The organism is Proteus sp. fly-1067 (assembly GCF_040139345.1).
GTDB lineage: Bacteria > Pseudomonadota > Gammaproteobacteria > Enterobacterales > Enterobacteriaceae > Proteus > Proteus vulgaris_B.
In genome coordinates, this window is the sequence record NZ_JBEEUL010000011.1 from 95877 (window position 1) to 120060 (window position 24184).

At 36.5% G+C, this 24184-nt stretch carries 21 protein-coding genes; 6 read left to right on the forward strand and 15 right to left on the reverse strand.

Features of this window, described 5'->3' with window-relative positions:
- Nucleotides 1-350 precede the first annotated feature (350 nt).
- Nucleotides 351-1997 carry a lipid IV(A) 4-amino-4-deoxy-L-arabinosyltransferase gene (arnT, locus tag ABN217_RS14645; RefSeq protein ID WP_349459555.1) on the reverse strand — a complete coding sequence of 549 codons (1647 nt, stop codon included), beginning with the start codon at nucleotides 1995-1997 and terminating at the stop codon, nucleotides 351-353.
- A 361-nt stretch (nucleotides 1998-2358) separates the two neighbouring features.
- Entirely contained in the window at nucleotides 2359-2697 is a 339-nt protein-coding gene (locus tag ABN217_RS14650) for a carboxymuconolactone decarboxylase family protein (RefSeq protein WP_349459557.1), read from the reverse strand.
- A 133-nt stretch (nucleotides 2698-2830) separates the two neighbouring features.
- On the opposite strand from ABN217_RS14650, the gene ABN217_RS14655 reads away from it, so the two are divergent.
- Nucleotides 2831-3217, forward strand: coding sequence for a DnaJ family domain-containing protein (locus tag ABN217_RS14655; RefSeq protein ID WP_072070698.1), 387 nt, complete (start codon nucleotides 2831-2833; stop codon nucleotides 3215-3217).
- A gap of 53 nt (nucleotides 3218-3270) precedes the next feature.
- Here the strand turns inward: ABN217_RS14655 and ABN217_RS14660 are convergent, their stop codons facing one another.
- The 10 genes from ABN217_RS14660 to mrpA all read right to left on the reverse strand — a co-directional run bounded on the left by ABN217_RS14660 (nucleotide 3271) and on the right by mrpA (nucleotide 13000).
- Nucleotides 3271-4845: an AbgT family transporter gene (locus ABN217_RS14660; protein ID WP_196553635.1), complete on the reverse strand. Its 1575-nt coding sequence runs from the start codon at nucleotides 4843-4845 to the stop codon at nucleotides 3271-3273.
- A gap of 727 nt (nucleotides 4846-5572) precedes the next feature.
- The gene (locus ABN217_RS14665; RefSeq protein ID WP_269436262.1) at nucleotides 5573-5893 is read right to left on the reverse strand and encodes a helix-turn-helix domain-containing protein; all 321 of its coding nucleotides are present in this window, start codon (nucleotides 5891-5893) and stop codon (nucleotides 5573-5575) included.
- Between the two features lie 21 nt (nucleotides 5894-5914).
- Entirely contained in the window at nucleotides 5915-6742 is an 828-nt protein-coding gene (locus ABN217_RS14670) for an MrpH family fimbial adhesin (protein ID WP_072070701.1), read from the reverse strand.
- A gap of 21 nt (nucleotides 6743-6763) precedes the next feature.
- Nucleotides 6764-7312, reverse strand: a complete 549-nt coding sequence (locus tag ABN217_RS14675; protein WP_072070702.1) for a fimbrial protein — start codon at nucleotides 7310-7312, stop codon at nucleotides 6764-6766.
- 10 nt (nucleotides 7313-7322) lie between these two features.
- Nucleotides 7323-7808: a fimbrial protein gene (locus ABN217_RS14680; protein ID WP_072070703.1), complete on the reverse strand. Its 486-nt coding sequence runs from the start codon at nucleotides 7806-7808 to the stop codon at nucleotides 7323-7325.
- A gap of 11 nt (nucleotides 7809-7819) precedes the next feature.
- On the reverse strand, nucleotides 7820-8365 hold the full coding sequence (locus ABN217_RS14685) for a fimbrial protein (protein ID WP_196553634.1): 546 nt from the start codon (nucleotides 8363-8365) through the stop codon (nucleotides 7820-7822).
- Nucleotides 8366-8378: 13 nt separating this feature from the next.
- Nucleotides 8379-9137: a fimbria/pilus periplasmic chaperone gene (locus tag ABN217_RS14690; protein WP_072070704.1), complete on the reverse strand. Its 759-nt coding sequence runs from the start codon at nucleotides 9135-9137 to the stop codon at nucleotides 8379-8381.
- Nucleotides 9138-9191: 54 nt separating this feature from the next.
- Entirely contained in the window at nucleotides 9192-11807 is a 2616-nt protein-coding gene (locus ABN217_RS14695; protein ID WP_196553633.1) for an outer membrane usher protein, read from the reverse strand.
- Nucleotides 11808-11828: 21 nt separating this feature from the next.
- Entirely contained in the window at nucleotides 11829-12377 is a 549-nt protein-coding gene (locus tag ABN217_RS14700; RefSeq protein ID WP_141124310.1) for a fimbrial protein, read from the reverse strand.
- Between the two features lie 95 nt (nucleotides 12378-12472).
- A complete protein-coding gene (gene mrpA, locus ABN217_RS14705; protein WP_036932684.1) occupies nucleotides 12473-13000 on the reverse strand; it encodes an MR/P fimbria major subunit MrpA in 528 nt (175 codons plus the stop codon).
- A 675-nt stretch (nucleotides 13001-13675) separates the two neighbouring features.
- Between mrpA and mrpI the strand changes: the two genes are divergently transcribed.
- Nucleotides 13676-14236 (forward strand): phase variation DNA invertase MrpI, encoded by a 561-nt coding sequence (gene mrpI / locus ABN217_RS14710; RefSeq protein ID WP_197269482.1) that lies wholly within the window; start codon nucleotides 13676-13678, stop codon nucleotides 14234-14236.
- Between the two features lie 436 nt (nucleotides 14237-14672).
- On the opposite strand, the gene ABN217_RS14715 is transcribed toward mrpI, so the two are convergent.
- Nucleotides 14673-15896 carry an RtcB family protein gene (locus ABN217_RS14715; RefSeq protein ID WP_197269483.1) on the reverse strand — a complete coding sequence of 408 codons (1224 nt, stop codon included), beginning with the start codon at nucleotides 15894-15896 and terminating at the stop codon, nucleotides 14673-14675.
- On the reverse strand, nucleotides 15893-17032 hold the full coding sequence (locus ABN217_RS14720; protein WP_196553686.1) for a slipin family protein: 1140 nt from the start codon (nucleotides 17030-17032) through the stop codon (nucleotides 15893-15895). The genes ABN217_RS14715 and ABN217_RS14720 overlap by 4 nt, the downstream gene beginning before the upstream one ends.
- A gap of 550 nt (nucleotides 17033-17582) precedes the next feature.
- Between ABN217_RS14720 and rtcR the strand changes: the two genes are divergently transcribed.
- Nucleotides 17583-19175, forward strand: coding sequence for an RNA repair transcriptional activator RtcR (gene rtcR / locus ABN217_RS14725; protein WP_340895355.1), 1593 nt, complete (start codon nucleotides 17583-17585; stop codon nucleotides 19173-19175).
- Between the two features lie 9 nt (nucleotides 19176-19184).
- Entirely contained in the window at nucleotides 19185-20102 is a 918-nt protein-coding gene (gene rnz / locus ABN217_RS14730) for a ribonuclease Z (protein ID WP_197269485.1), read from the forward strand.
- Between the two features lie 85 nt (nucleotides 20103-20187).
- Here rnz and ABN217_RS14735 read toward each other — a convergent pair whose 3' ends face one another.
- Nucleotides 20188-20862, reverse strand: coding sequence for a DUF421 domain-containing protein (locus ABN217_RS14735; RefSeq protein ID WP_109408083.1), 675 nt, complete (start codon nucleotides 20860-20862; stop codon nucleotides 20188-20190).
- Between the two features lie 266 nt (nucleotides 20863-21128).
- Here ABN217_RS14735 and ABN217_RS14740 point away from each other — a divergent pair, with 266 nt between their 5' ends.
- On the forward strand, nucleotides 21129-21764 hold the full coding sequence (locus ABN217_RS14740; protein ID WP_196553628.1) for a hypothetical protein: 636 nt from the start codon (nucleotides 21129-21131) through the stop codon (nucleotides 21762-21764).
- Nucleotides 21765-22130: 366 nt separating this feature from the next.
- Nucleotides 22131-24134, forward strand: a complete 2004-nt coding sequence (gene betT, locus ABN217_RS14745) for a choline BCCT transporter BetT (protein ID WP_196553627.1) — start codon at nucleotides 22131-22133, stop codon at nucleotides 24132-24134.
- Nucleotides 24135-24184 lie beyond the last annotated feature (50 nt).

The window sequence follows — 24184 nt, forward strand, 5'->3', positions numbered from 1 at the left end:
TACCGTACAACGTTAATACACGGTGAGTAAGAGCAATTGATGCTAGACCGATAAAACATTCAACTAGGAAAATCAGCATAAATTACCCCCATTCATAAGTACATTTTGTTTGGGCGGGGGTTCTGATAAAGTAAAGTGACTTGTCATATATTGCTTAGCTAACTCCGATTTAATGGACACATTCTAAACCTATCATTAAAAGGGAAAAGAGCAAAATAAATTTCTCAACAAAATCTATTTTTTAACTTAGATCACATAAAAACGACACAAAAAATCAAATCTAAACCATACAAAAACTTGAATAACATTTTCGACCTCATTTATAATATATAAATAGACTTTAAAATCAGTTAATTAAAGAAAACAAATGTTAGATCACCCTGTTTTTCTACAATAGGTTTTATCTTTAATTGGCTTATAACGGATAATATGTCTTTGCGCTCAGGTCTGATCAAAACAATAGCAATACCTTGATAGTTATTCTTTTCAATTAAGTTAACTAGTTGCTTAAGGTTATAATATTTATTTTGCACATCAGGATATGCTAAGCCGTAGGCAAGCTCTCCTCTCGTCTCAGTTAAACGAATATCTGTACGTTTCAATCCCCATGCTAGTGACGTACCAATACCAACTTCATCAGCTAAAATATAAGGCTTATTTGCTAGCTCACTATAATAATGATTAATTGCTTTTTCAGGAGTATTTTTACTTTCAATTTTATGTGGGATCGCATATCCAATAGTAAGACTTAATCCAACAGAACAAAATAAAGTTAACAAACGTGTGGGTTTAAAAAATGAAGCAATTCCCATCATACTCCATATAAAAAATCCCCCTATCGCCAGCATCGCTTTATATTGTTCATCTACTTCATATAGTCTAAATCGAGATGAATAAAGAGAATAAACAATAATAGAAACACCGGTTATCCCAAAGGCTGTATTTATTATTGCGTTGATAGTATAAATTTTCTCATTTGGATTATTTTTCAATTCTTCCATGTAACTCGCAATCAAAATCGATAATGGAACAAAACAAGGCAACATATAAGTTAATAGCTTGCCACTAGAGGCCGAAAAAAATGCAAAGAAAAGAAATAGCCAAAATGAAAAATAGAGAGTGCCCTTTTTCAAAAAAAGCGCAGATTTAAGCGTGCCAAATAGAAATCCCAGCCAAGGTAAAATACCCAGAATAATAATAGGCAAGTAAAACCACGTGGGTTGTGATCTTGCTGATCCTTTTGCGATAAAACGTTGCACATGTTCGATCCAAAAAAAGTAATGCCAATAATCTGGGGCTTGAAGTGCAACTGAAATTACCCATGGACCCGCAATAATAAACATAGCGATAAATGCTATTGGCGCATAACAAAGGACTTCCTTCAAACGAGATAAGCTAATTGCTGTAACCATAAAGACTAATGTGGGTAGAACAACAGCAATAAATCCTTTGGTTAAAAAACCTAAACCACAAAAAATACCAACTAAAAAAGAAGCATAAATTTTTGATTTTTTATCTGTTACCAATAATCCACTTAAAAAATAATACATTGCCACAGTAACAAACATGGTCACTATAGGATCAAGGATATTATAAGTGCCAATAGACAACACAAGAAAAGAGGATAAAAATACCACTAATGCATTAAAAGCCAGAGCTTGATTATGCCAAACTAACAAAGCAGCTCGATAAACAAATAGGCCAGTTAATAGCGTTGAGGTGACAACAACAATGCGAACGGAGAAATGACCGCCCCCAAATAACCATTGTGCAATACTGTTTAGCCAATACCCCAAAACCGGTTTTTCAAAATAGCGAATATCGAGTAAATAAGGCACTGACCAATTACCCGATGTCAGCATTTCTCTGCTAATTTCGGCATAACGGATTTCATCTGGTTGCCACAATAGCCGCGTTTCTAAAGGAATGAAATAAGTTAATAATATAAAAATAAAAAGTAGAAACCATTTATATCTTTCTACAAAATTGACGCTCATACATTCCTCATTAAAATAGAAAAATCACCTTACAAATAGCTAATTAGTTAGAATGGTTATCTTATAAAAAATTCAATTATTATTTATTAATTTATAATTAACTAGTACACGCTAGATCAAGAGACACTAACTAATTGAAATATCTATTTTTTATCGAATCACACATATGTAAATTGATAGAATTGATTACTTTAAATAATAATATTTTAATTTATTATTAATCCGTTTTTAATAATAGATATTTTTACTTTACGGTTGTAACTTAAACAAATAATAAATAAACTATAAGAAATAAAAAAGCCAGAATGAACTTATTCTGGCCTTATGACTATGTTATTTTAGTTATATAATGATAAAAATCTTATTTACTAAATTCTTTAAAAGCACCCATAGTGTTGGCAGCGTACATAACTGAAGGGCCGCCACCCATATAAATAGCAACGCCCAATGTTTCTGATAGTTCTTGTTCTGTTGTACCGAGTTCAACTAAAGTTTTAGTATGGAACCCAATGCACCCATCACAACGATTAGCAACAGCAATTGCAATAGCGATCAATTCTTTTGTTTTTGCATCTAATGCGCCTTCTTTACCACCAGCTTTTGTGGTGCTCATAAAAGCTTTCATCACTTCTGGAATATTTTGAGACAATGCTCCCATGTTATTTGCAATGTCTGTTACTATTTCTTTGTACTTACTCATTAGATATCCCTTAGTTAATATACATTTTTATATAATATAAAAATATAATATCAAATTATATAATTTGATCAAGATAAATTGAGTATGCGTGATCTTTTCTGCTTAAAATAATCTCAAAATAACGAGGTTTACAATGTCAATTATTGATGAATGGGCTGAGCGCCACATTGAACAAGCACTACAAAAAGGTGAGCTATCATCACTAAAAGGTGAAGGTAAACCGTTGCTCCTCGATGATAATAGTCATGTACCTAAATCACTTAGAGCAAGCTATCATTTATTAAAAAATGCAGGTTTCTTACCTCCTGAAATGCAAGATAGAAAAGAAGCATTATCTTTAGCCGAAATCCTATGTACGCTAAATGAAACAGGAGAAGAGCATGAATCACTACAAAAGCGTTTAGTATTGCTTGAATTAAAATTACAACAAGCAGGTTTAGATACTCAGTTTTTACATGCAGACTATGCCAATCAATTAGCTGATAAATTGACAAATCATAAAGAAGAAATGGATAAATAAGAAAAAGAGAGAAGCTTATACATCTCTGTATAAGCTTCTGTTATAGCAGAGAATTAACCTGCTGTTGGTGTGTAATAGATTGGTGAGCCAGGCCCTACTGGTAAATGGAATACAAATACCCATAAGTAGAATAAGAGTGACCAGCCAATTAAGAAAATAATAGAATATGGCAACATCATAGAAATCATAGTGCCAATACCTGTGTCTTTCTTGTATTTTGTAGCAACCGCTAATATCAAACCAAAATAACTCATCATAGGGGTAATGATATTAGTGACAGAATCTCCGATTCGATATGCTGCTTGGATTGTTTCTGGTGCATAACCTGCAAGCATTAGCATTGGTACAAAGATAGGTGCAGTTACCGCCCATTGTGCCGATGCAGAACCTATCATTAAATTAATAAAGGCACAGATTAAAATAAATCCTAAAAATAACAAACCACTTGGCATATCAATACTGTTAAGTAATGCAGCACCTTTAACAGCAATAACCTGACCAATATTTGTCCAACCAAAGAAAGCAACAAACTGAGCAGCAAAGAAAATAATGACTAAATAAAGTCCAAGCGTACTCATCGAATTCGCCATGGCATCAACAATGTCTTTATCTGTTCGCATTGTCTTAGCAACCCAACCGTAAACAATACCCGGAATTGCAAAGAATAAGAAAATAAAGACGACAATAGATTTTAAGAAAGGAGAATTACCAATTAACCCTGTTTCTTGGTTTCTCAATATGCCATTTTCAGGAACAACTGTTAGCGCTAAAATCACGCCCATAGCAATAAATGTACCTGTTGCAGCCCATAATGCTTTCTTTTCTAGCGGCGTAACTTCAGCTGCATTCCTTAAATCATTTTCTTCTTCATCAAGCTCATTACCGTTATATGGACCCAATTGTGGTTCAACGATTTTTTCTGTGATGAAGTAACCTAAGAAAGTGATCAGGAATGTACTGACAAACATAAAGTACCAGTTCGCTTCAGCACCCACTATATAAGTTGGATCAATAATACGTGCCGCTTGCTGTGTAATGCCCGATAACAATGGATCTATCGTACCTAAGAGTAAGTTAGCAGAGTAACCACCAGAAACCCCCGCAAATGCAGCCGCAAGACCCGCTAGAGGGTGTCGTCCCAATGAATGGAAGATAATTGCTGATAACGGTATCAACACTACGTACCCTAATTCAGCAGCGGTATTCGACATTATACCTGCGAACACAATAGCTAAAGTAGTCATTTTACGTGGTGCTTTCATTACCACTAAACGCATCACTGCAGATAATAAGCCCGCACGTTCAGCAATACCGACACCTAATAATGCCACCAGCACCGTACCTAAAGGGGCAAACCCCGTAAAGTTTGTGACAATATTGGCCAATATACGGCGAATGCCATCGGCATCTAACAAGCTAATTATATGAATATAGCCATCTTCTGCGCGTCCTTTTGCGCCTTCTGGTCGGGGATCTTGTACTGTAACACCAAAATATTCACCAACCGCCGAAGAGACAAGTAAAATAGCAATTAAAATAATAAATAAAATAACGGGATGGGGTAGCGCGTTTCCTAACCATTCCACTGTGCGTAGAAAGCGACTGCCTCCCTGTTTTTTTGTTTGCATCATTTATCCTTTTTATAAAAAAACAGAAAATGCACAGTACACAACCCTTTTTATTATGACCATCTGTTAATCCTATTTATAACCGTCTTATTTAAGATAAACATCATGACAAAATTATTAAATAATGTATTTTTTAGTTTAATAAACAATTGGATAAAAATAAGTTATACAATTACAAATCACTTACATTAAAATTAATTTATAATATCTAAAATTAAAAAATGTGCATAAGGTAACATTTTTTAACATTATTATGATTATTTATTAACCTTTTATGACTGAAAATATCTTTAATTAATAGCCAGAATCGATTAAACACTCTGATAAACCTGATAGTAACGGTTGTAATTACTATAAAAGAGAAAACAATGTCGAATAAACGGTCAAAATAGGTTAAAAGCTTAGTTTATTTGTAACATAAATAGGTAATTTTACAGTAGATGTTGTACGTATAACTATAAGTAGAATGAAGAATCGATAATCTAAGGAAGGAACGATTAAAATTGTTAAGTTAATATTTAAAAATAATATTACTGATCTTTTAAAGATAAAAAAAGAAGGTAAGTAATACTTGCCTTCTTTAACAACTGCTCAAATTCATCTCTCAATTTAATATTTTTTATATAAAAAAAGGGCAAGGTTCCCCTTGCCTTACCAATAGGTAATCAATCAAAGAAACACATACACACTAAAACACCAAATTTTGGATATTATTTAGTCGTATGTATTAGTATAAAAAGACATCGGGTGTCGCTTCAGCAATGATACAGCTACGTTTATCAACACGTAGATTTTCTGATGAGGATTTTGGTATAAAACAATCTTCAAAAAACCAATAAATAGGTGTATTTAGATAGCTAGCTAATAAAACAAGATAGCTTAAATCTATCTTGTTCATCCCGCGCTCATATCGAGAGAATTGCTGTTGGCTTACACCAATTTTTTCAGCAATTTGCATACCGGTATAACCTAACTCTTTACGCTTTTTCTGAATTCGCTTTCCAACTAACGCATTAACATTAATATCTGTAAAATCGTAATTCATCATAATATTCACCCATTATCATGATTAAGGCATCGTTAAAATAATTGAACCTGAACCAGAGAAATAGCCTGGTGCAACGCGACCGTTGGTATGTAAAATTGATTTAACCTCTACAGGTATGGTTCCGTTTTTAGGAACATCAATTACAGAGCCTCTTTCACCAGGATAACCATCAAGAAATAAATCAGCATAAAGGCTATTATCAGGTCGTAATGGAACTCGGCCACTGTCTGAGCCCGATGCAATAACCAGAACCTTCATTGCTAAGTTGCAAGTCACATTAATATTTTGAGCGCGTGCTGCATTTTCTAAACTGAATTCGTCAATATCGCCATAATTAAGGTTTACAGCTCCTTCTGTTATTTTGCAGGCACCAACGGGTGGCGGTGCAATACCACATAATGATCCCGGTAATAAACGTCCATTGGGAGACCAGCCGCCTTCCTTAGATTCATAAAATAGACCGACACACTCTTGGTTTGAGGTCAAAGGATCACCATCGTGTCTTGCTGTTCCTTGTATTGGAAAACTCTCAACCCTCATAACAGCATCACGAACACCAGCTAAATAACGTTCTTTTTCAACGCGAACAATACTTCTTACAGCCGAACCTGGAGAACCATTAGCATCATGCTTATGGTTAATTGTTATCCAGCATTTACTCCAGCCATAACAAGGGTTGGGAGTATAGGGATCTTCAGGGTCCCAGCGTTGGATAACATAGGTATAAGTGGCGTGAGCAGGCTCACCTTCGGAATGTGTAATATAAGAAAAAATAGATGCCATCGCAGGCGCTGAAAACAGCAAACCTATTGCAATACATAAAGCCGGAAGTCGCTTTAATATGGACATATAAAACCTCAACCCTAATAATTAGTCATAATTCAAATGAAATGTGGCTATTGCACTAAATGGACCGCGCTTAATGGATTGATTGGCAATCGCATCCGGCTCCCCTTGAATAAAGGCATAAAAATTTAAAATAGTGTCATCAGCATTTAATGAAAGTTTGTCTGTCTCTTTATTAACAGGTAAGGCATTTCCATTTTCAGATTCCAATCCAACTGCAATTCCAGCCGCTTGACTACTTGAGCTAATCGCTAAAAAGCCTTGCCCTGCCATGGCTTGGTTTTCATCACCTTTAAATGTAATTTTGACGCTTTTACCAATAGTGAGATCACATTCAGATAAGCGAATTTGAAATAATTTGCTTGGTGTTCTTTGATATGCATAAAGATTCTTATCAGGAATATTACCAAAATCTAATTCAACGGTTTCATCACCAGGTTTTATGGTGCAAGGCTCATCAACTAATATGCCGTGAAAGTACATATTGTCTGGTGCAGAAAACGCCGTTGATGTTAATCCCATAAACGTGATTAAGCCCAAAACGAACGGGATCGATAATCTTTTCATTTTCATCAATGCGCTCCTATTGGTATTCAGCAAGAAGTGTTGCTGAAACTTCAAATGCACCTTCAGGTAGCGTGCTACCCGGTCTTTTAACCGGCACAGCTTGGATCACTGGTGGATTATCCGGTGATATCGCAATGCGTTCGTTTAGTTTAAAAGGCTGACCATCTTGTGTGAGATGAATACCTAAATCAGGAATATTGGTTTGTAGCGCAGCTTCATCAAACTGTGTTTTAGGACCAATAATAGAAAGGCCTAAATCCCATCCTTTTAAATTTGGGTCGCAGACCAATTGATAATTCACTGATTCGGTGTAATTAATACCATCTACTTTATGAATACCTACGTTGTGTCCAAAATAGACATCAATCAGTTGGTTATTGCTAATTACACAAGGCGGTGGAACTAATAAAGTGCCAAATAATTTCATATTCGGTGTATCTGCACTCATGACAGCGTAAGAATTCAGTAATGCAATCAGGCATATGTATTTTAATTTATTCATTTTCCGACCCCTTACTGATAATCCACATGCAACGTACCACTGGCGACAAAATCACCACCGCTTAATGTGGCACTCTGATCACGAACAGGAATAGCTTCTAAATCAGGCAAATTAGGGTAGGTAAAATTAATAGCTTTGCCTAAATCTAATAATTGGCCTTGATATAAAATACGTACTCCTAATCCTGTAATATCTGTTTGTAGTGCATTTGAATCGAATCCAGTTGCGCTACCAGTGATATAAACCTTCATTGCATTTGTCGGCATCTTTTGGCACGTGGCGGTATAGTGAACCGGCTGTTTATAATTTGCGCCGTCAATACGCGTACTCATCACCTCGCCAAAATTCACCTCAATCATTTTGCCGTCATTGATCAAGCAAGGCGGAGGGGCAATAACATTTCCAGTGATATTGATATAAACAATTCCCGGAATAACATCTTTCACCGCTCTAGCGGGTAAATTCGCAACAGCAGTAAAACTTAGGCCTCCAGTAAATGTTGCCAGAATAAAAATCAACACTGCTTTGCTTGGGCTAAACCGCTGTTCCATTTTCATAAAATAGACCTATTTAGTATCCTGCTGATGTTTCTGTCACTTTGCATTCATTGCCATTACAGCTAAATTTCATTTGTGGACGTCCACCGTAATCATTGATGTAACTTAATACTGGTGATGCGCCAAATGCAGAAGCATTTAGGTTTATCGTGCCTGTGCTTTTAGGTGCAATCATTAATGGCTGAAAACCATCAAGGCTTTTTCCTTGTAATCCTGTCAATCCATCAACTAATGTTACGTAGTAAGGTGTTGGATTATTCACTTCGTAACGATCACCTTTTTTCGTTAGGATGATTTTTTCTTGCCAAGGATTAGTCAGATCCGTTTGAGTGGCATAAATAGCCGCTGGGCGATAAAACAACTTAATTCGGGTTTGTAATGCAATTTGCAATACGTTGGGTTTATCACTACGAGGTGGAATTTCACGCAAGTTAAAATAGAAAACACTTTCTCTATCTTGTGGCAACTTAGCAATGTCCGGCAATGACTGCACTTTTACTTGGCTTTTATCGCCAGGTTCAATACGTTGGATCGGTGGTAAAACCAGTAATGGAGAATCAATACGCTCGCCATTCTCATTTTCCATCCAACCTTGTGCTAAATAAGGCAACTCTTTATTTTGATTACTGACATTTAAACTAATTGATTTATCCGCGCCATTAAAAATGACGCGCGTTCTATCTAAAGCAATCGCGGCAATGGCTTGACTAGTAAACATCATTCCAGTCAATAAAGTGGTTGTTACAACAAATAAGCGCTTTAATAACATCATTTTAAATTACTCTTTTTGTCTGAAATTATTTTTATCTTTCCCTTTTGCCTAACCTTATTTTGTGATCAATTGAGGTTTAGGTAAGGGTTCGGTTCTTTGATTGATTGTTGTCGGTGCGGTATTACCATCACCACAAGTTAGTAATAATGAAGATATAAACATGCCTTCAACTAATGTCGGGATATGAATTTTGCACTGCTCTTGTCCATTCCAACGCACACTCAACACATCGCCACTATTAATACCTGTCAGGTAGACATTCCCACCATCATTGACAATACCGAGCTCTCGGCCTTTATCGGTTGTGACACTGGCACCAAATGGTGGATAAGTTCCGTCTTGTAAACGAATAACAGCCATGGCTTTTTGTCCCGACACCACATCAAAGTGACGGTAGCCTATTGCGCCTTCTGTTAGGGTGAGTTGTTGAATTGAACGTAATGCTTCAGTGTTATCTGGCATCTGATCAAGGTCGATACTGGCACTACTACGGTAATAATCATTGATATCAGGCAGTATGGCTTTACCAAAAGCATTGGTACGAGTAATAGCACCGATACTTTTCACTGGTACATCAGAAATACCATCTGTATCAATAAGTAAACGGGTACTACCTGTACGACTTGTACGGTGTAATGCCCCACCTTTTGGTGTCAATGTTGCCCCACCTTGCAGTGATAATGTGGCTGATGTGTATTCATCATTAATATGGCTCGCACTAGCAGTGATTAATGCCGCATCAGCGTAATGCATAAGATAGGCATCTGCAGATGGTTTACCGCTACTGCTTAAACCAGCACCAACACGATAGCTACTATTGTCATCAATACGATCGTAATAACTGACATTATGTGAATTACCGTGTTTGTTAATCACGGTGTTGTAGCTAATGGTTGCGCGATCGCTCCAAGGCATGCTGACATTCATATAAACGCCATTATCATTGGTGCCATTAAATTTATTGCGAAACGCCGATAGACTGAGGTTGATATTTTTAAAGCTACCAACATCCATCGTTTTGGCTAATGACAAGTTATAGTTATCATTATTAGGCTTATTCCAATAAGTCTGATGACTATAGTTTAAGTAGGCACTCAATCCCCATTCAGGGAACTGCTTACTAAACATAATGGTATAAAGCTCTTTATTGTTATCTTCTTCACCACCACGATAACGACGATCTAAATATTGGTTCATACTCATAAAATCACGTTCGGAGAATCGATAGCCTGCGAATGTCACTTGGCTATTTATTTCTTCAAAACGTTTTGAGTAACTTAAGCGATAAGAACCACCGTGATAGCGCTTGTTATCACTTGGAATTTTGGCCCAAGAATGTGTTGCATCAAAAGAGATAGCACCCAGTGCCATTAAGTCACGACCAATACCAGCAGAAACTGAGTTATAATCGCCCGAGACTAATGAACCACCATAAAGTGACCAACCGTTACTAATACCCCACGAGAATTCACCCATACCAAAAACAGGGCCTTCTGTATTACGGTTCATATCTGACGGTTTACCCGCAGATAATTTATATTGCACTCGGCCCGGACGTGTTAAATAAGGAATACTTGCAGTATCCATTTGGAATTCTTGAACAGATCCATCTTGTTCTTCAACACGTACATCTAATTTGCCACTCACTGCATCATTAATGTCTTGAATACGAAACGGCCCAGGAGCAACCTGAGTCTCATAGATCACACGGCCTTGTTGGCTAATCGTCACTTTCGCATTCGTTTTTGCCACACCCGTTACTTCAGGGGCATATCCCCTTAAGTTAGGCGGTAGCATATTGTCATCCGTAGACAAGTTAATCCCAGTAAAACGGAAGTTATCGAAAATGTCAGAGCGTGAATAAGTCTCCCCCATCACAAGGCGAGCCCCTAATTGGGTGATTGCTCTATAAAGATAAAGCTGGTTCCATTTCCAACTATTTTCAGTGCTATCAGGAAGACCCGTTGTATGCTGATAACTTGCTTGCCAATCAGCACGGAAGCGCCAAACACCCAAGTTTGCTCCCACGGTTCCTAAACCTGTAACTTGTTGACGTTGTTTTCCTTTAGCGGGATCTGTCACGTTAGCATTAACGTTATAGTCAAAAAGCACGCCTGAGATACCGTGATCCCAACGAGAAGGTGGATCCCAGTTTGGTGCTGAATATTCTAGATAAGCTTGAGGAATAGTCAGAATAAGATTGCCACTTCCCAGACTTGCATTTATTGTCATGCCGGGAATGGAAGACATATCAAGACAACTTCCATTATCTTGATATTTAACTTTTTCAGCCCATTCAGGTTTAAGGCCTATTTGATGGATCAACTCTGGAGGCAAGCAAGGTTCACTACCTTTAGGATCATTGGCAGGCACTACATAATTAATGTTATAAAGTTCAGGAAGTTCATTATTGTTAACACGAACAACAAACTCATATCGGCCGGGCATAATATAGCCCGCACGAGAGAAATCTGATAAGTCGATATTTTGTTTATCTTTTAGATCCAGAATATCGGCATTAAATTCAATATCACTATTTGCTAAAGCTGAACTTGAAATACTGGAAGCTCCAGTAAGAATTAAATAGATCAGTACAGCAACAGGCCGAATAGTATGTTGTTTTTTCTTTTTTTCCGTCCCTAAACCAACGGTTTTGAATGATCTCGCCATAAATTATCCAACCCGATCCATTTAATAGTATTCCAGCTTAAATCGCAGCGTTGTACGGTAATTCCCTGCTTTGGGTATTTCGTTATTTTTGACTATTCGCGCTTGATAAAGTAACGCCATTGATTTCGAATCAATACCAACAGGGGGCAATGGTTGCCCTGGAATAGCTTGTCTACCATAACGATCAGCTATCGCTAATGATGCACCCCTTGCTTCACCAGAAAGTGCAAAATTACCATTTTCGTTAGAAGGTCCTTCAAACGTTGCAATAAAACGAGGGTTGTCCGCTTCCTGACCTTTTTGTTCAATTAGCGTACATTCCGTTAATCTGATAGAAAAATACTCAATAGGTCCTTGCCCTTCAGTCACTAACATTGGAATAGAAACCGTTGTCAGTGGAATAACTTGTTCGCCACTTCCTGCTGCAATCGTGCAAGATGGTTCTAAAATCGATCCTGAAAGATTAAGTACCCCAAATCGCTGATGCATGTTTTTATCTTGTTTTACATCACTTGCTATTACCGATGTTGTCAGTAAACTGGCAATAAGGCATAGCCATAGTGGTGTCATCTTGCGATTCATATTTTTCTCCGTAAGAAAAAAATCGTTAAAAATAGACACAGGAAATAAAGCTCTGTACATCCATGTACAGAACTTATTTTTTCTTACTGATAAGTCAGTGCGAAAGTTGCAATTGCAGTGAAGTCACCAGGAACAGCGGCTTCTGCAGAAGAACCTTGTAGGTAAGCAGCAAAGTTCAGATCATTATTACCATCACGTAAGTTTTGAGCTGCACTTGGTGTACCTAATTTGATTTGTTTGCCACCCGCATCGGTGATAACAACAGCAGCATTTTTAGCGATACCTTCAATACCTAAAGAACCTGCTAAAATGTCTGCATCTTCTGAACCAGTGAAAGTTGTTTGAACTGTTTTATAAGTTTCAGTTGTACAATTTTCTAAAGAGATTTTGAAATCACGAGAATTACTACGACCACCATCTTTTAATGCAGCAGTAGAAATTTGACCTAATGGAACAGTTTGATTTTCTGTATCAGGAGTAATTGAGCAAGGAGCATCAATAATTGAACCAACAAATTTAACAGTACCGTGACCTTGATCAGCAGCAAATGCAGAACCCGCAGCAACAGATAAACCTAAGCCAAGAACTAACGCTAATTTATTTAATTTCATCTTTTTGTTTCCTAAAATATAAAGGACGAAGACATTAAAAATAATAAATTCATTAGGATTGAATTATTCCTAATTGAATGACTCATTATTGAGTTTTTTAATTTTGGTATACTTGTGCCCGTCCAAAACGAAATTAAATTTCGTTAGAAACAAAACAAAATACACCAAATTGTTTTGTTAAAAATTTTCATCTCGAAATCAAACGCATTTAGATAATACGGCTTTAAATAGCGAAAAAAGAGTTTATAATTCTAAGTGTAATTACTATAATTTGTGAAAAAAGTAAAAAAATTTATTTCTGGATTTTAAACAAAGTAACCAATCATATTTGCTTTTTGAAATAATGATAAATATCAATATGTTAAATAATCGATGATATGTGATTAATATTAAATTTGACTTAAGTGAGAAGCCAGAGAATAATAGTAAACAATTTGGTGTATTCTGTTTATTTCTCTAAAGATGACCGAATTCCTATCTATACTCACTTTTCACTTTGTCAATCAATCACTTTCATTTTCTAAAAATAAATAAACTTTCAATAAACTTGTTTAAAATTAACAAGTAAAAGTACAGCATAAAAAAAATACAACTCTTTATTGATGCATATTACTTGTTATAGTTATGTATCAATTGACTTTTGTTCCTTGTTATCTCATTGAAAAGGTTATGAAAATGAAGCAACGTAAGTTTCTTACACGTTTTGAGATCAACGCTATTTTGAAGCAAGCAAAAGAAGGACGGTACCCAGAAAGAGATTACTGTATGTTTTTAATGTGTTTTTTACATGGATTTCGTGTTAGTGAACTATGCAGGCTAACCTTAAGCGATATCGATTTGGAAAGTAGGATACTCTACGTCAGACGCTTGAAAGGGGGTTTATCAACAACACAACCAATTATAGAAGAGGAATATGATGCGTTAGTTAACTGGTTGAAAAAAAGGGAAACATGGAGAGAATCTGACTCAGAATGGGTCTTTTTATCCCAAAAAACAGGTCCAATCTCTCGTCAACAAGTATATGGATTACTTCGCCGTTTAGGTAAAGAAGCTAATGTATCTATAAGCCCTCATCCCCATATGTTACGCCATGCATGTGGCTATGCGCTTGCTGATTTAGGTAGAGATACGCGTTTAATTCAGGATTACTTGGGGCATCGGAATATTTCACATACTGTTATCTATACAGCAAGCAATTCAAAACGTTTTTTTCACATTTGGGACATAAGGAATTAACATTTAGTTTTTAATTAATATACTTACTGAGAATTAATACACTAAATAGAGTAGGCTATACTTTTTCAATAAGAATAAAGTTAATTTCAATCTAATTAAAAAATTTAGGAATAGTTTTATATTAAATAAATAATCACGATTACTGGTATTAATAATTTATTAATAATCGTTTTCTAGTAAAAGAATAATTTAATATCAAAGTTCTTTTTTTGATTATCTTTATTAGGAGGCTGTAAATTTAATATCAATCTTTATTTATAAAAAATATTAAACATTCTTTGTTTGATTTTTAATCAGAAAATAAGGATCTTATTTAAAGAAAATTTCTGTTCTTAAAATTTTTATTCATTTGCATTACATGCACACGCTGTCATATCTCACTATCCCCTACGTTACCGTTTGGGGATAGTTATGAATTATCTTAAAAAAAGTATGATTAACCTTTTACACACACCACCTGTCTTAGCGTATGAACAACTTCAACCAAAGATGATTGTGCCTTCATAACCGCATCAATATCCTTATAAGCCATTGGAATTTCGTCAATGACATCTTTATCTTTTCGACATTCAACATGTGCTGTAGCCCGGATCTGATCTTCAACACTAAAGGCTTTTTTAGCTGCTGTTCGACTCATTACACGCCCAGCACCATGGCTACATGAACAGAAACTTTCAGCATTTCCTTTTCCTCTTACAATAAAACTCTTAGCCCCCATTGAACCAGGGATGATCCCCATTTCACCATGTTGTGCTGAAACAGCTCCTTTTCGTGTTACCAGTACTTCCTCACCAAAATGCATTTCCTTTTGCACATAGTTATGGTGACAATTCACAGCTTGTTGCTGTGTCGTAAAAGGTTTAGTGATGTGCGTTGATAATGCGGCCAACACACGTTCCATCATGACTTCTCGGTTATGTCGTGCAAAATCCTGAGCCCATTCGACCGCTTCTATATAGTCATCATAGAAAAGCGTTCCTTCCTTTAAATACGCTAAGTTTTTATCCGGCAAATTAGCAATATGTTCTCTCATATCTTCTTGCGCCATTTGTATAAATAACGTACCGATAGCGTTACCCACACCTCGAGATCCACTATGCAACATTACCCAGACGTTATCTGATTCATCAAGACACAACTCAATAAAGTGGTTCCCTGTTCCTAATGTTCCAAGATGACGATAATTATTAGTATTTCGTAAACGTGGGTATTTATCAGTTAAAACCTTAAAACGCCCTTCAAGTTGTTGCCAATGTTGATCAACAAGTTTAGGTGGGTTCTTCCATGAACCACGATCATTCCCTGATTGATAACTCGTTCTTCCATGAGGAACGGCTTGTTCTATTGCTGTTCTTATCGCAAATAAATTATCGGGTAGATCATTTGCATGTAATGATGTTTTCACTGCAATCATTCCACAACCGATATCCACACCAACAGCCGCTGGAATAATCGCACCTTTGGTTGGGATAACACTACCTATTGTTGAACCTTTGCCTAAGTGAACATCCGGCATAACCGCCATATGTTTAAAGATAAAAGGCATCTTAGCGGTATTGATAAGTTGCTTTAGAGCATCGGCCTCAACTGGCACACCATTTGTCCACATTTTGATTTCAGCAGTTCCTGCTTCTTTTACTATTTGATGATCCAATATCATGCCTGTGCTCCTTTAATTTGTACTAACCCGTTTAATACTTGGTCTAAACCACCGTAAACGGAAATCTTATCAATACGTTCTGCAATACGTTCTACGGTTTCTAGCTCTTTTAATCGTAAGGCCACTGGATTGTTTTCCATCACTTTTGCCGTATTTAATAAAGAACGCGTTGCGGATGTCTCTTCTCTTCGGCGAATAACATTAGCCTGAGCTGATTTTTCTGCCTCAACGACTTGCGCTAAAATCGTTTTCATTTCACCGGGTAAAACAATATCTTTTACCCCCAATGAAGCCACTTCAATACCATATCCTTCGGTCACTTCACTGATTTTTTCACTGACTAAACTATCTATCAGGCTTTTATTTTCTAATAATTCATCTAATGTTCTTGTTCCTACGGCTTCACGTAACGCAAACTGTAACTCTTTATATAAGAACTCCAATGGTGAAGCCAGTTGCTGATATGCTAAAAGTACATCGCTATAACGCCAGTTAGCCGATAAATTAATACGCAGTGTCACCTTGTCTTTCGTTAGGATCTCCTGCCCACTAACATCCAGTGTTTGTAAACGCATATCGACTACTTCAACATCTACTTTATGCTGATAACGCCAATATCCTTTTAATCCCGGAGGCAACAATGCTTGTGTTTCCCCATTGATCCGAATAACACCAGCATGCCAAGCAGGAATATCCACAGTAAGAACCCCTTCACTTCCCTTTATGACTTGATTTCGTAATTTAGGGTGCTGGAGTTTTTTCATCAAGATTGAAGATACTTCAAGTTCATCGATAGATACTATTTCTAAAGAGCGGTCGGAATAACGCCAATATAAACGTCGCGTTCCTGGTGCTAAGATCTCTTTTAAAGAGCCGTTTTCATATAAAAGACCGATCTCCTCATCCGATAACACAATATCAAAACCATACTCAGTCACCCATTGAGGATAGTATTGACGTAAAAATTCAGCTTTCTCGCTTTCTAATGCCCCACCATTTAAAGGGAAAATATCTGCACTGAGCTGATGCCCAAAATCAAAAAACTTATGTTCACCTGCTGTTAGCACATCAATGTACTCATCTTTTTTCTTTAAAAGTGCTAACTGTCCCTGTTTTACCACAATTGTTGTTTTTATCATTTTTCGTTCCTTCTTCTTTTATTCTTCTTTATATAGTGCAATTTATCGTGACTTACTTTTCCACGGGCAAGCTTTGCGAAACTGAAAGGAAAACAAGAGAGGAACAATGCTTTGTTTGTCTCTTCTTCGGCTATCAATCCAGCTCAGTTGCTGGTGGACAAGCAAGGTGACGGTACAGCTGTCACAACGATTTTTTATAGTTAATTTTACATTTGGATTTGTAATGGTTTTGGTGTCAGGAATCGAACCTGAAAATAACCCTCTTCACCTACAGAGTCTCGATGTAGAGGAACACATTTAGATAACACCACAGAGTGTTCCTCATGTGCCTACCAGATTTAAAATCTGCTCAAGACAGTAATAACATTGCCAATATCGTGCCAAGTTTTCAAAAACCACCAAAAATATTTTTAATTCATTGTTTATATTAACAAAAATATTCTTAATACGATCTTTAGATATTTATCTATTAAATTAAAACAACAGAATCCTATCTTTTTATCTATATATTTATAAAAATAGATAAAAAATAAGTAGGGATAACTTAATGAAACGCAAAGTAGTGATTGGTGTTTTAGGCACAACATTAGATAAAAGAGGTAAAAGCCATAAAAGGTGGAACTCATGGCGCCCAACAATTTCCATTTGTCATCAAAAGGATTTTCCTGTTAGCCGATTAGTGATGATCCACCAGCCTAATGACTCAATGCTAGCATCTAAAATCACAGAAGATATCCATACTGTCTCACCTGATACAGAGGTGTGGCCATATGAAATTGATATTTGTGATCCATGGGATCTTGAAGAGGTTTACAGCCATTTTCTTGATTTTGCAGTAAATTATCCATTTGATACTGAAAATGAAGAATATTATGTGCATATCACAACAGGAACACATATTGCTCAAATTTGTTGGTTTTTACTGACAGAAGCACATTATTTACCTGCAAAACTATTACAAACCTCACCCACTTCTAAAATAGAAAATAAAGATGGTGCTAAAACCATACAATCAGCAACGGGCAGTTATGCCATTATTGACCTTGATTTAAGCCGTTATACAAAATTAACGAGCCGATTTGAGCACTACCATAATGAGTCGCTCTCTTTTTTAAAATCAGGGATCGCCACACGAAATGAACGTTTCAATACCTTAATTGCTCAAATTGAACGAGTCGCATTGCGCTCTTTTGCCCCTATTCTATTAACTGGCCCCACAGGTGCAGGAAAATCATTTCTTGCTCAACGTATTTATGAATTACGACAATCACGCCATTTTGTAAAAGGGCGTTTTATCGCAGTTAACTGCGCTACTTTGCGCGGTGACAACGCCATGTCCACTTTATTTGGACATGTAAAAGGTGCATTTACAGGTGCATTGCAAGCTAGGCAAGGGTTATTAAGAGAAGCCGATAAAGGAATTTTATTTCTTGATGAAATTGCAGAATTAGGGCTTGATGAGCAAGCGATGCTACTTAAAGCAATAGAAGAAAAATCTTTTTATCCGTATGGCTCAGATACTGAAGTACAAAGCGATTTTCAGTTGATAGCAGGTACACATCGAGATATGGATAAACAAATTGCAAAGGGGCTTTTTCGTGAAGATCTCTATGCAAGGATTAATATGTGGTCTTTTTCATTACCGGGATTAGTCGATCGCAAAGAGGATATTGAACCCAATATTGACTATGAGCTGCATCACTTTGCAACACTCTATCAAAAAGTGATCCGCTTTAATTCAGATGCAAAATCTCACTACATTCGGTTCGCCACATCTGAGCAGGCATTATGGCGTGGTAATTTTCGTGAACTTAGTGCTAGTATAACGCGAATGGCAACACTTGCTGAAAATGGTCGCATCACTCTAGCACTTGTTGAGGAAGAAATTAGCCGTTTAAAACAAAGCTGGGGAATAACCTCTTCTTCTTTATTGAAAGATCTGGATATCGATCTTTTCGATCTCAGCCAACTGAATACGGTTATCAAAACTTGTCAGCAATCATCAACTCTCTCAGAAGCTGGTAGAAAACTTTTCGCAGTATCAAGGCAAAATAAAAAACAGCCCAACGATGCCGATCGTCTACGCAAATACCTTGCGAAATTTGGCTTAAGCTGGGAACGAATTCAACATGGAGAATAATATTTCATTATGGAGCTCATTTTTTTAGGTACTAATGCAGGTGTTCCGTCTAAAGATCGGAACGTCACAAGTATGGTGCTTGATTTACAAAATAAACAAAAAAGTATGTGGATGTTTGATTGTGGTGAAGCCACACAGCATCAGATACTACATACTCGCGTGAAATTACCACGTTTAAATAAAATTTTTATTACCCATTTACATGGTGACCACATTTTTGGTTTACCGGGACTACTTTGTAGTCGTTCAATGGGAGGGACTGAGGCAGGATTAACAGTATATGGCCCCACTGGCATCAAAGATTTTATAGAAACATCGCTGACATTAAGTCACTCCTATTTAACTTACCCGATTAATATTGTTGAAATTGACGCAGCTGGTTTTCTGTTTGAAGAAGAAGGAATGAAAGTCAGTTGTGAAGCACTTTCTCATCCAGTACCTTGTTTTGGCTATCGCTTAGAAGAAGAAAATAGCCATGGTAAACTTGATGCCCTGAAGCTAAAAACTGAAAATATTCCGACGGGTCCTTGGTTACAAGAGTTAAAACAAGGCAAAACTATCACATTGCCCGATGGAAGAGTCATTAATGGTCAAGAGTATATCGGCCCTGAAATAAAAGGACGCTGTATTGCTATTTTCGGTGATACACAGCCCACACCAGATGCATTAAAACTGGCTAATAACGCAGATGTTATTGTACATGAAGCGACGTTTAAACATGAAATGGCAGAACAAGCAAATAGTCGCGGGCATTCAACGACAGTACAAGCTGCAACATTAGCAAAAGACGCTAATGTCAAAAAGTTGATTATTACCCATATTAGTAGTCGCTATTTACCAGAAGACTGTGTTGAATTACTCAATGAATGCCAACACGTTTTTAGTCATACTGAAATTGCGGCGGATTTTGCCGTGTTTAAGTTATAGTTCTACTACTAGAAAGTAACAATAGCGACATTATGTCGCCATTGTTACTCTACAGCATTCACCCAATCATCGATTTGTATTTTAGTTAATTATTCTGCAATGATGCGGTACGCTTTATCTTGCCATCTTGCAAAATAAAGTTCACTTTTCCATCCCAAAACTCAGCTAAAAAAACATCTTCAGGCTTATCAATATGCTGGTTTTTCATTTCTTCTTGCAACCATGCTTCATCTTTTTCTATTTGTACTAATTCTGAAGTACGGATAACGCCGTCTTTCATCACAATCAAGGACGGCATTTTAGCGCCATCACACACTACTGTAATTTGTCCATCAGGCTCAATTTGTGCGTAGTTAACTTCTTGAAACGAATGGATACCTTGAGCATGAAGACGTGAAGTAATATTAAGAATGTCTATTTTATTCTTCTTCTCCATGATGTTTTCCATAATAAACTCACCCTTTTTTATGATAGGGATCGGATTTCCAATGGTAACCGCACGAAAAAAATTGAATCGTTTGCTGATATAGTTGAGCAAAGAGATAAAACAAACACCGATTAAAAAGACAATAATATATTGGTAAAGAGGAATAGCATCAGTATAAATCACGCCTCCCATGATACCCCCAAGAACAAAATTACCAATAAAATCAATGGGAGTTAATTGAGAAAGTTGTGTTTTTCCTGATAAATTCATATGGGCTAATATGATAGTAAAACCAATAATAAATTTGATAATAACCAGAAAGTAATATTCCATTTGCATCTCACATTTCCAATAATATTTGCCCTCATTATTATAAAGCAGAAAACGCTATCCTGATAAAAATTAAAATTATTTTTCATGGGATTTGACTAAGAACAAACACTTAATATACTTAGGTTAGTTGATTTTAAGACTCACACTATACTTATTACGATAGTTTATCTGTAATCTCTTACTATCAGCGTAATAGCTTCTCGCCTTTTTACTACTTACGCGGGATATCACTGAATTGTTTTTGAACACACATTTTGGAGAAAAAAATGAATAAAAAACTACTTACTTCATTGGTTCTAGCGGGTCTTGTTACTATCACTGCAGGTTGTGATGATTCATCTAAAAAAGTCGATGATAGTATTGATAAGGCAAAAGAAACTGCAACTCAAGTAACTGAGACAGCACAAGATAAAGCTAACGAACTGACAGAACAGGCTAAAGATAAAGCTGCTGACGTAAAAGAAGATGCAGCAGCAAAAGCAGATGAATTAACACAACAAGCTCAAGAGCTAAAAGATAAAGCAGAGCAAAAAGCCGCAGAATTAAAAACACAAGCTGATGAAAAAACAGATACGCTAAAAGAAAACATCTCACAAAAAACTGATGAGTTAAAAGATGCGAGTGCAACAAAAGCAGAAGAGATTAAGCAAAGTCTAGAGGCTGAAAGCAATAAACTCTCTGAAAAAGCGGCAGAGTTAAAACAAGATGCCAGTAAAACAGCTGATAACCTGATGCAAGAAGCTGACACAAAAGTTGATCAGCTAAAAGGCGATGCTTCAAAAACAAGTGGTGATATAAAGCAACAAGCTCAAGAGACTGAAAATAAAGCACTTGATAAAGCGGATCAATTGACTGATCAAGCAAAACAAAAAATTGATGATTTAAAAGCTGAGAACAAATAATCTGATTTCAGAATTTTTGATGAATCAAAAGCCAGTGAAAATACACTGGCTTTTTTTGTACAAAAAAAAGACAAGGGTTGATCGATTAAGCAAAAAATGTAACCATGTTCTCCTTTTTTCAACAGGAGAAACCTATTAAAGAATGAAAGCACTTATATCACAATAATGGCAATCAATTGATTTAATGCTCTTTTTCTCCATTTTACGGAAAAAATAATTTACTTCCGTTCTTTTATAAAACATCACTCTGACTTGATGTTTTATTCAAATTTTCTTACGAACTTTTCTTTTCTGGTTATAAATAACAATCAGAAAGTTGATAGCGAAAAGTCTCTTTCTAGGAAAATAACAAATAATAGGTTAACTATGAGTCAACAAAACGATATTACCCCTCAAAAAATTAGGATGAAAATTAATCCTCCCGTTTTTTATACCTCAGCGCTATTAATTCTATTAGTCGTTGGCTTCTCTGCATTATTTCCAGAGTTGGCTAATGATAAATTAGGTCATCTTCAGGAAAACCTCTTCACGAATGCAAGTTGGTTCTACATTCTAGCCGTAGCATTGGTTTTGCTGAGTGTGACTTATTTAGGACTTTCCCGTTTTGGTCAAATAAAACTGGGGCCTGATCATGCTCGTCCTCACTTTAGCTATTTTGCATGGTTTGCCATGCTCTTTTCTGCTGGTATGGGGATCGGATTAATGTTCTTTGGTGTTGCAGAACCTGTTATGCATTATTTAATGCCTCCTACAGGTGAAGCGCAAACCATTGAAGCAGCTAAAGAAGCAATGCGATTAACTTTTTTCCATTGGGGATTACACGCTTGGGCAATTTATGCCATTGTTGCGCTAATTTTAGCTTTCTTCTCTTATCGTCATGGTTTGCCATTAACGCTACGTTCAGCACTCTATCCCATCATTGGTGATCGTATACATGGTCCTATTGGTCATGCCGTCGATATTTTTGCTGTTATGGGAACAGTTTTTGGTGTTGCAACCTCTCTGGGTTTCGGTGTTTTACAAGTTAATGCCGGTTTAAATCACCTTTTTAATGTTCCTATTAATCCAACCGTTCAAGTTGTTTTAATTGTTGTAATAACAGGTCTTGCAACTATTTCAGTTGTTTCTGGATTAGAAAAAGGTATCCGCTTTTTATCCGAACTTAACTTAGGTTTAGCCGTTATCCTTCTTTTATTGGTGATCATTCTCGGTCCAACAGTATTGATATTAAAATCATTTGTTGAGAATACGGGAGGATATCTATCCGAAATTGTGAGTAAAACCTTTAATCTTTATGCATATGAACCCAAATCGAGTGATTGGTTAGGGGGATGGACTCTGCTTTATTGGGGTTGGTGGTTATCATGGTCTCCGTTTGTGGGTATGTTTATCGCTCGTATTTCTCGTGGCCGTACTATCCGTGAATTCGTTGTGGGTGTTCTGTTTGTTCCTGCTGGCTTTACCTTACTTTGGATGACTGTTTTTGGTAATACCGCTATTCATTTAATCAAAGATAAAGGTGCAGAAGCCCTCGCCAATATCGTACAACAAGATGTTTCACTGGCTTTATTTGAGTTCTTAAATTATTTCCCATTCTCGTCTGTTTTATCTTTCTTTGCGATGCTGATGGTCATTGTCTTCTTTGTGACCTCAGCAGACTCGGGTGCTATGGTTGTTGATACTTTGGCTTCAGGTGGCGATAGTGAAACACCTGTATGGCAACGTATTTTCTGGGCAGGATTAATGGGTATTTCTGCAATCACTTTATTATTAGCCGGTGGTTTAACAGCGCTACAAACAGTGACTATTGCAAGTGCACTTCCTTTCTCAATCGTATTACTTGCTTCTATTTATGGATTGATAAAAGCATTGCGAGTGGATGTATATAAACGTGATAGCCAACAGTTAACTACGATTGCGCCACCAGCAAGCCGTAATCCAATTCCTTGGCAACGCCGTTTAAGAAATATCGCTTATTTTCCAAAACGTTCCCATGTAAAACGTTTTATGGATGAAGTTATTCAACCTTCAATGGAAATGGTCTCTGCTGAATTAAGCAAACAAGCAACTCAATGCTATATCCATAATGAAGAAGATGATCGCATTGGCTTCGAAGTCGATTTAGGTGATGACATGAATTTCTTCTATGAAGTTCGTCTGCGTTTTTATACTCAACCCGCCTTTGCTTTAGCTGGGTTAAGTGATGAAGAAAAAGACGAAGAACATAAATATTATCGTGCTGAAATTCATTTAAAAGAAGGTGGGCAAGACTACGATGTAATGGGTTGGACGAAAGAACAAATCATTCATGATATTCTTGATCAATATGAAAAACACATCCACTTCTTACATGTATTGGGTAAACAGTAATATTATCTAAGTCATAACAAACAAAAAGGAGATGCCCTTGCATCTCCTTT

Coding starts and splice junctions, on each gene's coding strand:
- arnT (WP_349459555.1), bottom strand. CDS start 1,997: ATGAGCGTCAATTTTGTAGAAAGATATAAATGGTTTCTACTTTTTATT.
- ABN217_RS14650 (WP_349459557.1), bottom strand. CDS start 2,697: ATGAGTAAGTACAAAGAAATAGTAACAGACATTGCAAATAACATGGGA.
- ABN217_RS14655 (WP_072070698.1), top strand. CDS start 2,831: ATGTCAATTATTGATGAATGGGCTGAGCGCCACATTGAACAAGCACTA.
- ABN217_RS14660 (WP_196553635.1), bottom strand. CDS start 4,845: ATGCAAACAAAAAAACAGGGAGGCAGTCGCTTTCTACGCACAGTGGAA.
- ABN217_RS14665 (WP_269436262.1), bottom strand. CDS start 5,893: ATGATGAATTACGATTTTACAGATATTAATGTTAATGCGTTAGTTGGA.
- ABN217_RS14670 (WP_072070701.1), bottom strand. CDS start 6,742: ATGTCCATATTAAAGCGACTTCCGGCTTTATGTATTGCAATAGGTTTG.
- ABN217_RS14675 (WP_072070702.1), bottom strand. CDS start 7,312: ATGAAAATGAAAAGATTATCGATCCCGTTCGTTTTGGGCTTAATCACG.
- ABN217_RS14680 (WP_072070703.1), bottom strand. CDS start 7,808: ATGAATAAATTAAAATACATATGCCTGATTGCATTACTGAATTCTTAC.
- ABN217_RS14685 (WP_196553634.1), bottom strand. CDS start 8,365: ATGAAAATGGAACAGCGGTTTAGCCCAAGCAAAGCAGTGTTGATTTTT.
- ABN217_RS14690 (WP_072070704.1), bottom strand. CDS start 9,137: ATGATGTTATTAAAGCGCTTATTTGTTGTAACAACCACTTTATTGACT.
- ABN217_RS14695 (WP_196553633.1), bottom strand. CDS start 11,807: ATGGCGAGATCATTCAAAACCGTTGGTTTAGGGACGGAAAAAAAGAAA.
- ABN217_RS14700 (WP_141124310.1), bottom strand. CDS start 12,377: ATGACACCACTATGGCTATGCCTTATTGCCAGTTTACTGACAACATCG.
- mrpA (WP_036932684.1), bottom strand. CDS start 13,000: ATGAAATTAAATAAATTAGCGTTAGTTCTTGGCTTAGGTTTATCTGTT.
- mrpI (WP_197269482.1), top strand. CDS start 13,676: ATGAAGCAACGTAAGTTTCTTACACGTTTTGAGATCAACGCTATTTTG.
- ABN217_RS14715 (WP_197269483.1), bottom strand. CDS start 15,896: ATGATATTGGATCATCAAATAGTAAAAGAAGCAGGAACTGCTGAAATC.
- rtcR (WP_340895355.1), top strand. CDS start 17,583: ATGAAACGCAAAGTAGTGATTGGTGTTTTAGGCACAACATTAGATAAA.
- rnz (WP_197269485.1), top strand. CDS start 19,185: ATGGAGCTCATTTTTTTAGGTACTAATGCAGGTGTTCCGTCTAAAGAT.
- ABN217_RS14735 (WP_109408083.1), bottom strand. CDS start 20,862: ATGGAATATTACTTTCTGGTTATTATCAAATTTATTATTGGTTTTACT.
- ABN217_RS14740 (WP_196553628.1), top strand. CDS start 21,129: ATGAATAAAAAACTACTTACTTCATTGGTTCTAGCGGGTCTTGTTACT.
- betT (WP_196553627.1), top strand. CDS start 22,131: ATGAGTCAACAAAACGATATTACCCCTCAAAAAATTAGGATGAAAATT.